Below are 12,553 nucleotides of genomic sequence, written 5' to 3'. Positions count from 1 at the left end.
CATGTTGTGACCTCCCTTTACCCATATTGTCCCACTTAAGTATAGGCTTAGTATACCCTAATTTTTAGCAGGAGTGCACACAATTTTTAATGTAGGCCATTTTTGTCATCGACTGTTCTTAGGGTTTATCCCTTTTCAATACAAGGAAAGTGGTAGGGATTTTTAAAGTCTGACATGTTTGTCAGACTTGGAGCATAGATTTAAGTATTCTCTGAAAGTGACAGGGGGAGGTTCCTTAAATGGATATTTTAAAGAAAATCGAAAAATTTAGAGAAGATGAACAGAAGCTGAAGTGGGAAGGCACCTTCGCAGAGTACTTAGACATATTGAAAGAAACACCATTAGTTGCTCAATCTGCTCATTCACGTGTATACAACATGATCAGAGATGCAGGGATAGAGGAAGTAAATGGATCAAAGAAATACAATTTTTTCAGCGGTCAGTTGTTTGGCCTCGAAGATTCACTGGAAAGGCTCATCGAGGAATATTTCCATCCGGCGGCTAAGCGGCTGGATGTCCGTAAGCGGATATTGCTTCTTATGGGTCCGGTCTCAGGTGGGAAGTCTACACTCGTTTCTTTACTGAAGCGTGGACTTGAGAATTATTCGTTAAAAGACACAGGTGCCATTTATGCAATAAAAGGATGCCCGATGCATGAAGATCCACTGCATCTCATTCCGCAAAATTTACGGGGTGATTTTTATGAGGAATATGGCATCCGGGTTGAAGGAAACCTATCGCCGCTGAATGTCATGAGATTGGAACAGGAATATGGAAGCAGAATTGAAGATGTAATGGTCGAGCGTATTTTCCTTTCAGAGGATAAGCGTGTTGGAATTGGAACATTCAGTCCTTCTGACCCTAAGTCACAGGATATTGCTGATTTGACGGGTTCAATCGATTTTTCGACCATAGCCGAATATGGCTCTGAATCTGATCCGCGTGCTTATCGCTTTGATGGCGAGCTGAACAAAGCGAACCGTGGGATGATGGAATTCCAGGAGATGCTGAAATGTGACGAGAAGTTTTTATGGCATTTGCTTTCATTGACACAAGAAGGGAATTTTAAGGCCGGTCGTTTTGCATTGATCAGTGCAGATGAGCTCATCGTGGCGCATACGAATGAAACAGAGTATAAAGCGTTCATTTCCAACAAGAAAAATGAGGCACTGCATTCCCGGATCATTGTCATGCCGATTCCATATAATTTGAAGGTTACCGAGGAAGAAAAAATTTATGAAAAAATGATTCATGAAAGTGATGTTTCAGATGTTCACATTGCACCGCATACATTAAGGGTGGCGGCAATCTTCAGCATCATGACCCGCCTGAAGGACCCCAAAAAGGGCGATATCGATTTAGTGAAAAAAATGAGGCTGTATGATGGGGAAAATGTGGAAGGCTTTAATTCCGCAGACATCAATGAATTGAAAAAAGAATATCAGGACGAAGGCATGAGCGGAATCGATCCACGTTACGTGATTAACCGAATTTCCTCTACGATCATTCGTAAGGAAAATCCGTCCATCAACGCATTGGATGTACTTATGTCATTAAAAGCTGGTTTAGATCAGCATCCGTCCATTACGAACGAACTTCGGGAGCGGTATTTGAATTTCATTTCACTGGCACGTAAAGAATATGATGCCATTGCGAAAAATGAGGTGCAAAAGGCATTTGTCTACTCATATGAAGAGTCGGCGAAAATCCTCATGGATAATTACTTGGACAATGTCGAGGCATACTGCAATAAATCAAGGCTGCGCGATCCGTTGACCGGGGAAGAAATTAATCCGGATGAAAAATTGATGCGCTCGATTGAAGAGCAGATTGGAATTTCTGAAAACGCAAAAAAAGCATTCCGCGAAGAGATATTGATCCGTATTTCTGCATATGCGCGTAAAGGGAAGCGATTCGATTATAATTCACATGACCGTTTAAGAGAAGCGATCCAGAAAAAGCTATTCGCGGATCTGAAAGATGTTGTTAAGATCACTACTTCAACGAAAACACCAGACGAAAGGCAACTGAAGAAAGTGAACGAGGTCATCACGAGACTTATCGATGAGCACGGTTATAACTCCACTTCAGCCAATGATTTGCTGCGCTATGTGGGCAGCTTGTTAAATCGGTAATCCATACTTTCTTGCCCCTACCCCCAATCGGGTAGGGGTTTATATTTTATAACGGACTTGAAATGTGGATTAGAAAAGGAAATGGACAAGCAGGAGATGTTAAAGGAGGAATTGACAGGCTCAAGGAATATGTAAATCAAAAAATACCGGCCCCTTCTGAATCGAGGGGAGCCCGGTATTTTCTATAGCTTGCCATGGATGCATTCATTTTGTTACATTCAAGCCATACTGTTCAATTATTGTGATTAGTTGGTCTGGTGAAAGCATGTCTTCGCTATGATCGATTTTAATTTCCCCGTCATCAACATCGATGATCGCACGCTCCACACCTTCTGTTTTCAATAGTATGGACTCTAGATTTATAATCGGGCCTTCAGACGTTGCTTCCTTTACATAGAATGTAGTTGTTTGCATTAACCTTACACCTCCTTATATTTGCTCATCTGTCTTATCTATACCCCATCCTCCCAGCAGATATGTTACGTTTTGAATATGGAAAAATTGGGTATCAATAAATAGAGGTGATGGAAAATGAGTAAAGAAGAATTGAAAAAAGATCATGTCCCTGAAAATAGTTCCATGGCTAAGGATTATGAAGAAATGAAAGAACTTGGGAAACAGATGGAAAATCAAAGGACGAATGAAGAATTGAAAGAGTGGGATAAACGCCCAGGTACGGTTCAGCATGAAGTAGAGGAAGATAAAGATTGACGAATATCACAACAAGAATCATTCTATCTGTGTGAAAAGGGTGTCCAGAAAATTACTGGAGCACCCTTTTGTTATGTATGAATTTAGTTTTATAGCTTTAGGGGGACTGCCTAAAATTTAAGAAGGAGGTATCGATCATTCAGCTTATTATGTACATGCATTCGATTGATCTTTGCTGCTTTGTACATAAACAGCAAATGAATCCTGCTGAAAAACGAACAGACCTGTTTATCATGTCTGTTCGTTTTCTTGGGAATTCCATATTTTGTAGTTTCTTTAGGGGGAAATCTTTAAAAAACCTGAAGGCCATGTATTGGCTTGTCTAGTTCGTAGGCAAACATCCATTATTGAATTTTGTTGTAAATTATCCTGTATCGCTGCATATGATAGAGTAATACATTTCTTTTAGTATGTTTTTTCAAGGCTGTATTTTTTAAAAAGAAAACCGAGTGCTGTGGGTTTTCTCACACTAATTTATTATATGAAGGAATGATGAAAAGCGTGCAAACATTTTTAAGGGGGGAAGAGAATGTCGGAAGAGAATAATCAACAATATGTTATCTCACAGGAAAATTGGTCCCTCCATCGGAAAGGCTATGATGATCAACAACGTCATCAGGAAAAGGTGCAGGAAGCGATAAAGAACAATTTACCTGATTTAATTTCAGAAGAAAGCATTGTAATGTCAAATGGCCGGGATGTCATCAAGATTCCCATTCGCTCCTTGGATGAATACAAAATTCGTTATAATTATGATAAAAACAAACATGTTGGTCAAGGAGATGGAGATAGTAAAGTAGGGGATGTGGTGGCAAGGGACGGCTCACCATCCGATGCCGGAGCAGGTAAAGGCCAAGGAGCGGGTGACAAGGCGGGTGAAGATTACTATGAAGCCGAAGTGTCGATGATGGAGTTGGAAGAAGCGCTGTTCAGCCAATTGGAACTGCCTAATCTCCAGAAGAAAGAACAGGCGGAGCACACGCTCGAACAAATTGAATTCAACGATATTCGCAAGACAGGCTTAATGGGAAATATCGATAAAAAGAAAACGATGATATCGGCCTTCAAACGAAACGCTTTAAGTGGTGACCCTGGTTTCCATCCGATTTATAAGGAAGATTTTAAATTCAAAACGTGGAATGAGATCCAGAAACCTGATTCCAAAGCCGTTGTTCTGGCAATGATGGATACTTCTGGAAGTATGGGGCTATGGGAAAAATATATGGCTCGAAGCTTTTTCTTTTGGATGAACCGTTTCTTGCGGACAAAATATGAAACAGTTGAAATCGAGTTCATCGCCCATCATACAGAAGCGAAAGTGGTTCCTGAAGAGGATTTCTTTTCAAAAGGGGAAAGCGGCGGTACGATTTGTTCGTCTGTATATCGAAAAGCATTAGAACTTATAGATCATAAATATGACCCGGTGAAGTTTAACATCTATCCGTTTCACTTTTCCGATGGTGATAATCTAACATCAGATAATGTCCGTTGCGTAAAGCTTGTAGAAGAACTCATGAAGGTTTCCAATATGTTCGGGTACGGGGAAGTCAATCAATACAACCGTCATTCGACACTGATGACAGCCTATAAGAATATCGATAATGAAAAATTCAGGTATTATATCCTTAAGCAAAAGGCTGACGTTTTCCACGCGATGAAAAGCTTTTTTAAAGACGAGGAAAGTAAGAAGTATGCATAATGAAACAAGGTAGCTTCTTCGGGATTGTAGAGAAAGTATATTTCTCTCTACAATCTTTTTTTATTTCTGGCTCATCAACTCAAGTGTTATATGGTATATGACTTCCATAAGGGAAGTTATTTCAAAAACAAAAAGAATTTATTTGAAATTTAAAAAATGATAAATCTCATTTCATTTTTGAAACGATATGATTTTGTAAATATAATAAAATGGAATAGAAGTGCGGTAACACTTCCCCCACACCCCATTGTTTTTGACGAAGCTCAATGTAAGTAAACTCCTCACTTCTGAACTAATCCGAGACATTGAGATTTGGATAAAACACCTAAGTTGCCTGTTCCCTTTTTCTATAGGGGACAGGCTTTTTCTCGTGATCCGTTTTTGTGAATAATCTTTTATTCCTTTCAGGCGCAAAGAGTCCATGTACATGGAATATTAGGTTCCCCAGAAGCTGTCGATTCCAACTCTGAATGGCTCAACATTTTCTAAACCATCTCAAAAATCAAATCCATTATTGAAAAATGAACGATAATTCTTTTCTGAACAAAGGTTTTTCCTTTTTGAAATATCGTCAACCACCAATTTGTATACAATGGTGTCAGAATATAAATCTGGGTTTATTTAAATATCATATAAAGGAGAAAAACTATGTCAAAGCATGTTAACTTTTTTTTAATTAGGGTTTCACAAATGTGGTCCTCCCTATTAAAATATAGAATCTATTTTATTCAAGCCTTTTTAGTATTCTTTTTAATGTATCTTTTATTGAATGAACAAGAAATAAATACGCTGAAAATTACACTCATTTTAATAACTGGTAAAGAAAAAGGTGATGGAAAAGGCTTTATAGGCTCAAACTGTACACGAAATAAAATGGAGGTTAAAAACACTCCATAATTTTTTATGAGGAACTCCGAAGACTGTTTTATGTGGATTATGACACTTAACGATTATCAATTGCACTGCGTGTATTCAAATAAGAAACATCTACTTCCATAAGAATCAAGAGCCCCCCATTTTTCACATCCTTATCTCCTTTATGAACGTATTCCAGAAGGATCATGTAGCCGTTTTATTGTTACCATGAAGAAACGAATCAATGATGAACTGTTCCTTCAACCATAATCTATTGTGTGGCCGTAATTTTTTCTTCAGTAACTTATGGCTAAAATCCCCTTATACGCATCCTCCCAGAAAGTGTACTCCTATGGTCAAATCAACAATCCATGAAAAAATGTTAATGATTGAGTTCGCGGGCGGTCATGTTAAAGCTAGATTGTAAATCATCAATCATACAACGTGCGAAAAATGGCGACGGATCGTTATGAATAGGCGCTACAAGTAGAAGAAACTCATTTGGAAATCGGAAAAATCACCAAGTAAGATGAATCCTTTTAAATTTTAAAGTACATAAAGTCTTCAAAGAAAGTGGAACAACCGACGGAAATTATAGGAGAAGAAGGAACTAATGTTTCTCTTATCACGTTTAAAGTCGTATAACCATAATGATTGTAACCACTAAAAGAAACTTTGAATTTTTTTAGGAAGAGCTTTTTTTAATAAATTCATGATTATGGGGATGTACATATTCCGGTTAGTATGCATCACCTTAATTGAATATAACAACATTAAAATGGACCGTTTATGCCCTAATTCGATTCTAAAATGATTTTTAATGAATCAATATTGGAACGAGGCGCTTGTCGAAAAATAGTACCATAAACCTTGTAATGAAATTTATTTATAGGAGGAACGTTTCATATGAAGAATAGTAAAGTGTTAAAACCCATTAACGTTATGACGACATCATTTCTATTAGCAAGTTCTCTATTGATGCCAAGTGCAGGATTTGCGGAAGAATTATCCAAACCAGATAAAGATGTTACGAATGCACAAGAGTCTGAGATGAAGAATCAAGGAGTGCATGCACAAACAAAGGAAAACCAATCGCCAAGTAAAGCAGCTACAGCAATGATGGCTAACGCGACGGTCGTCAATAATTTTCAAGCGTTGAAGATTGCTTTAGAGGCGGATAACGGAATTACAACGGTTCAGCTGGGGCAAAACATTGACATAAGCGGCGCGATTAAAATTCATCCTGCAAAATCAGAAATCGTGATTGAAGGAAATAACCATACAATATCGGAAACAGGAGCGAATGGATCATCAGGTGGTATGTATGCCAATGGAAATCTAATAAAAAGTATCACTGTAAAGAACGTGAATATTAAAGGTAAGAATTATTATGGGCTCATTACAATACATGATGTATCTAAAAATGTAGAGCAAATATTCGAAAATGTAAATTATAGCGGACCACAATTAATCTGGAATCGTAATGGGAACGTGATATTCAAAGGAATTAACGACATTTTTATTAATGATAATACAATGCCAGGCTCATCACCTGCTCAAGAGCTGGCGGAAACTGGAAGTGTGGAAATTGATGGTGAAACTAAGATTAGCCATAATAATGGACATGCCCTTATTCGGTCGGATACGAAAGAACCTCAATTTAAGATAGCGCCAAATGCGAATGTAGAGATTAACACATTACAAAGTGGGGATGGAATATTTTATGCAACGGGTGGTGATATAGATTTTTCCGTTGGAAGTAATGCAAAGGTAAAAGTAGATGGAAAAAAAGGAATCACTAAAACTGGAAAGTTTAAGTCATTCAACGTGGATTCGAATGCAGATGTACAAATGAATAGAACGGGTACGGATTCATACCCAATGGTCTCACTATATGGACCAGCCAACATCAATAGTCAAGCAAAACTTCAGATAACTACAGAAGATGGTCATGCTTTGGAAGTGGAAAATAAAGTATCAAACATTGATTTTAAAAATCCAGAGAATGTTATATTGTCTTCCATTAAAAAGCAAGCGATTAATAATTTAAGTACCTCCCTTACGATGAGCATGGATACCGGTGTAGTGAAGCTTTGGAAGGATGCGGCACAAACACCTACCAACAAGTATGTGAGCAAAGACGGTGGGAATTTCACTTGGAATGCTTTTTATCGCTATGACGTAGCCCAAACAATAGATGGATCACTGAACCAACCAATTCGATTTAATATTGAATTTGGTAAAACAAAAAAGATTGAAATAGGAAAAAGTGAAGACGGCCAAGCAGAAAAGGACCTAGCAGATGCAAAGAAGAAAGTGGAAGATCTGTTCACGGATAATAAGTTTGACACATTGAAAGACACGACGAATCAAGCAGCGATTGACGAAGCGCAAGACGCCGTCAACAAATTGCCAGCAGGTCCGGAAAAAGATCGTTTACAAGATTTAGTGGACAATGCGAAAGATTTATTGAAGAAAAAAGAACAAGCGGATAAAGATCTAGCAGATGCAAAGAAGAAAGTGGAAGAACTGTTCACGGATAATAAGTTTGACACATTGAAAGACACGACGGATCAAGCAGCAGTTGATGAAGCCCAGGATGCGGTCAACAAATTGCCAGCAGGTCCGGAAAAAGACCGTCTACAAGATTTAGTGGACAATGCGAAAGATTTATTGAAGAAAAAAGAACAAGCGGAAAACGACCTGAACGATGCAAAGAAGAAAGTGGAAGATCTGTTCACGAATGATAAGTTTGACACATTGAAGGACACGACGAATCAAGCAGCGATTGACGAAGCGCAGGATGCGGTCAACAAATTGCCAGCAGGTCCGGAAAAAGACCGTCTACAAGATTTAGTGGACAATGCGAAGGATTTATTGAAGAAAAAAGAACAAGCTGAAAAAGACCTGAACGATGCGAAGAAGAAAGTGGAAGATCTGTTCACGGATAATAAGTTTGACACATTGAAAGACACGACGAATCAAGCAGCGATTGACGAAGCGCAGGATGCGGTCAACAAATTGCCAGCAGGTCCGGAAAAAGACCGTTTACAAGATTTAGTGGACAATGCGAAAGATTTATTGAAGAAAAAAGAACAAGCGGATAAAGATCTAGTAGATGCGAAGAAGAAAGTGGAAAATCTGTTCACGGATAATAAGTTTGACAGATTGAAAGACACGACGAATCAAGCAGCGATTGACGAAGCGCAAGACGCCGTCAATAAATTGCCAGCAGGTCCGGAAAAAGATCGTTTACAAGATTTAGTGGACAATGCGAAAGATTTATTGAAGAAAAAAGAACAAGCGGATAAAGATCTAGCAGATGCAAAGAAGAAAGTGGAAGATCTGTTCACGAATGATAAGTTTGACAGATTGAAGGACACGACGAATCAAGCAGCGATTGACGAAGCGCAAGACGCCGTCAATAAATTGCCAGCAGGTCCGGAAAAAGATCGTTTACAAGATTTAGTGGACAATGCGAAGGATTTATTGAAGAAAAAAGAACAAGCGGATAAAGATCTAGCAGATGCAAAGAAGAAAGTGGAAGATCTGTTCACGGATAATAAGTTTGACAGATTGAAAGACACGACGGATCAAGCGGCAGTTGATGAAGCCCAGGATGCGGTCAACAAATTGCCAGCAGGTCCGGAAAAAGATCGTTTACAAGATTTAGTGGACAAAGCCGAAGAATTACTGAATAAGGATGTAACGCCTCCGGCTGCACCTAGATTAAGTACCGTTACAACAGCAAGCAAAGAGGTAACGGGAACTGGAGAACCAGATGCAAAAGTGACTGTCACCATTAATGGCAAAACGTATACAGGGGTTGTAGGTCCAGACGGGAGATTCAAGGTTGATATTCCAAATCAATCAGTCAATACGGTTATTACTGTCACCCTTACAGACGCGGCCGGGAATGTAAGTGAGCGATCAACTGTCACAGTAACTCAGTTTATGCCGAGTGAACCTGTCAAGCTTAATACTGTGTACCAAAATGCCGAGGCGATAACAGGTACGGCTCCTGAAGGGGCAACGATTGTTCGCTTATTGGTAAATGGCGTACCTCTTCGTACAGCACCTGTCAATGAAGATGGATCATTCAGTATTTATAGCAAGTATGTTGGAGTGGACGAGAATGGAAATAATAAAACCTTACAACCAGGCGATGTCATAACGGTTGACTACGGTATTCGGACTCCATCGAACTTACAAGCCCATACTACGGTACTTAAGGAAATAGAGAAACTACAGGTGAATTCAGTGGCTCCTAATGCAGATTATGTTACGGGTAAAGCACCTGAAGGAACTCAGCTCCTTCGTTTGACAGTGAATGGCAATCCATTGAGAACAGTGAGTACTGTTCAGAGTGGATCCGGGGTGATTAATCCTGATGGAAGTTACCAAATTTACAGCCGGTTTATCACTGAGGATGGTGTGCAGAGAAGGCTCAAAGCAGGTGACGTCATTGAAGTGGATTATGGCCCTAATGTAGTAGGAGGGGACATAGCCAAAACGATTGTCCGTTAATCAATGTGATAAATATGTAAGAAGGCCTTTCCATTAGGATGTAGGTCCTTCTTGCATATTTGATTGTCAAATAGAGTGAGATATATATATAGGAAAACAAGAATCTCTCTTTAAAAGAAGTTTGAGAATTTTAAAGGGGTGACATTTATGTTCATAACGAGAAGATTCAGAAGTATCTCCATCAGTATATTGGCTTTAAGCCTATTTTTGACAGGCTGTACGTCAGCAGAAAAGGATGAACAAAAAGATGGACCGAAAGTGATACAAAAACAAAAAGATTCATCCGCTAAGGATGAAGGACAAGAGAAAGACGTATCTGGGGTAGGTATACAGATTGAAAAAGCTATGCAGCTTGAACATCCAGAAAAAAAAGGGAAAAAGGTTTTACAGTTACAGCTGAAGGCAACGAATAAAACGGCAGAAGAGCGGCATGTTGACGCTTTTGAAATGTCGGTATGGAATCAAGAGAATAAGAAACTAAGCATCTATCCTGGAGATAATTTAGGGACAAAACTTGCACCCGGAAAAAGTGTAAAAGGAAATGGCTACTATGTGATAGAAGGAAAAGGCCCGTTCAAGGTGCAGTATGAAAATACTGACACGAAGGAAAAGCAAGAATGGACAATTAACAAAGTGACAGACATGACAGCTGAAGCTACTGAGAAGAAGTAGTATGTATTCTTGATAGTTTGGCTAAGTTTGAATTCCCCCGAAACCTGGCACCGTGAAAAAGCCAATCAATCGGGGGATTTGTATTTCCATAATGGAAAAGAAAAATGGAGTATAAAAAGAGTCTGTGATCTGTTTGCTGGCGAGTCAATGAAATATAGAAGTGTGACTGATAAAGTTCTTATCTATTATGCGGATATGCTTGTACTCGTAATCTTAAAGTATAAACGCTCCGCTTTCATAGGTTTGAATATCAAGCCGAAAAACGTGGATATTCAGGTTTTGCTGGGTAGATGAATCAAAAGCAGAACGGTTCATTCGAAATCTGGAATGAGCATCAAATAAAATTATGATAGTTTATTAATGCTAACGAAAAAAAATTAAAAGGAAACTTACAAGCGAACTTCTAGTCTGTATACCAACCATAATATTCTAAATGGCGTGTCTGGTCGGTTTAGCTGACTCGAATCTATAGAATGATAAGTTTGCAAGTCGATTTGTGGTGAATATTCATCAGGCCTGTTAGTTTTTAGATACTCGTTATGTTTTATAAGTGAAATGGAGGAGTTGTGACCATGATAACAGCGGTAACTCAAGAATGGTACGAGCAAATAGATAAGGCTCGATACTCGCTACAATCTGCTTTGCGGAAACAAATAATGAATAAAACGGCTAAAGTTGGAGTGATTGGATTGGGATATGTGGGTCTCCCAACAGCTTGTCATTATGCATGTAAAGGGTATAAAGTGACCGGATTCGACGTTTCCGAGACAAAGGTTCAAAGTTTAAATAACGGAATCAATTATATCAATGATGTAGATAATGACGAGCTTACACAATTTATTAACCAAAACCGATTTACAGCGACAACGGATATGAAGCAGATTGGAGAGATGGATGTCCTTTTGATTTGTGTTCCTACCCCTGTTAATAAGTTGAAAGAACCTGATATCTCGTACGTGAAGGATGTAGGAGAAATTGTGGCTGAACATGTGAAGGAAGGTACAATGGTTATTTTAGAAAGTACAACATATCCAGGAACGACAGAAGAGTATATCTGTACACCATTAACAGAAAGAGGATATGTGATGGGGGAGAACCTTTTTGTGGCTTATTCTCCGGAAAGAATAGATCCAGGAAATAAAAAATTCAACTTAAGCAACACACCCAAGGTTGTCGGGGGTATTACGGAAACCTGTACAGATCTAGCTTGCATGTTTATCGGAAAGACTGCCCAGCGTGTTAATGGGATCCGTGTTGCTGAATTAAGCAAAATCTTTGAAAACACATTCCGATGGATTAACATGGCTTTGGTCAATGAAATGACAGTTCTATGCAAAGAATTGGAAATTGATATATGGGAAACGATCGATGCAGCTTCTTCGAAACCATACGGGTTCATGAAATTCACCCCAGGTATTGGTGTCGGGGGGCACTGCATACCGGTCGATCCATACTATTTGCTTTATAAAGCAAAAGAACTTGGTCATCGAACAAAAATGATTGAACTGGCAGGGGATATTAACGACGGGATGGTTCACTATTCCTATATGCGAATTCTCGAATTGCTTGCATCCAAGGACAAGCTCATGCAACATTCACATGTTGTGGTATTAGGGGCAACTTATAAAAGTAATATTGGTGATTTAAGGGAAAGTCCGGTCGTTCGTTTACTTGAACGGTTACAAGGCAAGGTCCAAAAGCTGACCGTCATAGAACCTTATGCAAAAGAAATCCGGATCAATGAACAAATTCAACCGGTGGCAGAATACGATGTTGCCATTCTTCAGAATGCCGATTTAGTTGTCATTGGAACACCACACACATGTTTTGACTGGAAAAGCGTCCATGATCATGCTTCATTAATATTCGATTCCAAAAATGTGTTGGAGGAAAGTGGTCTGCAATCTGATAAGATTGCAAAATTATAGGCACCAAGACTAGAAAGGTACAAGCC

At 39.0% G+C, this 12,553-nt stretch carries 9 protein-coding genes; 8 read left to right on the top strand and 1 reads right to left on the bottom strand.

Annotated features, from left to right (window positions below; all coding sequences use genetic code 11):
• Positions 1-239: 239 nt before the first annotated feature.
• Positions 240-2,135: a PrkA family serine protein kinase gene (locus tag ACQKMH_RS15455; protein WP_427588361.1), complete on the top strand. Its 1,896-nt coding sequence runs from the start codon at positions 240-242 to the stop codon at positions 2,133-2,135.
• Positions 2,136-2,339: 204 nt separating this feature from the next.
• On the opposite strand, the gene ACQKMH_RS15450 is transcribed toward ACQKMH_RS15455, so the two are convergent.
• The gene (locus ACQKMH_RS15450) at positions 2,340-2,549 is read right to left on the bottom strand and encodes a heavy-metal-associated domain-containing protein (RefSeq protein ID WP_427588360.1); all 210 of its coding nucleotides are present in this window, start codon (positions 2,547-2,549) and stop codon (positions 2,340-2,342) included.
• A 117-nt stretch (positions 2,550-2,666) separates the two neighbouring features.
• Between ACQKMH_RS15450 and ACQKMH_RS15445 the strand changes: the two genes are divergently transcribed.
• The 7 genes from ACQKMH_RS15445 (at position 2,667) to ACQKMH_RS15415 (ending at position 12,527) form a co-directional block, all read left to right on the top strand.
• On the top strand, positions 2,667-2,846 hold the full coding sequence (locus ACQKMH_RS15445) for a hypothetical protein (protein WP_230157287.1): 180 nt from the start codon (positions 2,667-2,669) through the stop codon (positions 2,844-2,846).
• A 529-nt stretch (positions 2,847-3,375) separates the two neighbouring features.
• Positions 3,376-4,545 carry a sporulation protein YhbH gene (gene yhbH / locus ACQKMH_RS15440; protein ID WP_427588359.1) on the top strand — a complete coding sequence of 390 codons (1,170 nt, stop codon included), beginning with the start codon at positions 3,376-3,378 and terminating at the stop codon, positions 4,543-4,545.
• 648 nt (positions 4,546-5,193) lie between these two features.
• The gene (locus tag ACQKMH_RS15435; protein WP_427588358.1) at positions 5,194-5,442 is read left to right on the top strand and encodes a hypothetical protein; all 249 of its coding nucleotides are present in this window, start codon (positions 5,194-5,196) and stop codon (positions 5,440-5,442) included.
• Between the two features lie 864 nt (positions 5,443-6,306).
• Complete coding sequence (locus ACQKMH_RS15430) at positions 6,307-9,927, top strand: toxin Cry1Ac domain D-VI-related protein (RefSeq protein ID WP_427588357.1); 3,621 nt, start codon at positions 6,307-6,309, stop codon at positions 9,925-9,927.
• A 147-nt stretch (positions 9,928-10,074) separates the two neighbouring features.
• Positions 10,075-10,599 (top strand): hypothetical protein, encoded by a 525-nt coding sequence (locus ACQKMH_RS15425; protein WP_427588356.1) that lies wholly within the window; start codon positions 10,075-10,077, stop codon positions 10,597-10,599.
• Positions 10,600-10,608: 9 nt separating this feature from the next.
• Positions 10,609-10,893 carry a hypothetical protein gene (locus tag ACQKMH_RS15420; protein WP_427588355.1) on the top strand — a complete coding sequence of 95 codons (285 nt, stop codon included), beginning with the start codon at positions 10,609-10,611 and terminating at the stop codon, positions 10,891-10,893.
• A 278-nt stretch (positions 10,894-11,171) separates the two neighbouring features.
• Positions 11,172-12,527: a nucleotide sugar dehydrogenase gene (locus ACQKMH_RS15415; protein WP_427588354.1), complete on the top strand. Its 1,356-nt coding sequence runs from the start codon at positions 11,172-11,174 to the stop codon at positions 12,525-12,527.
• The last annotated feature ends 26 nt before the right edge of the window (positions 12,528-12,553 follow it).

The organism is Peribacillus sp. NPDC097895 (assembly GCF_050277555.1).
In the GTDB taxonomy this organism is placed as follows: domain Bacteria; phylum Bacillota; class Bacilli; order Bacillales; family DSM-1321; genus Peribacillus.
The sequence above is the reverse complement of the archived record's forward strand: the minus strand, read 5'-3'. Positions and strand labels throughout refer to the sequence as shown.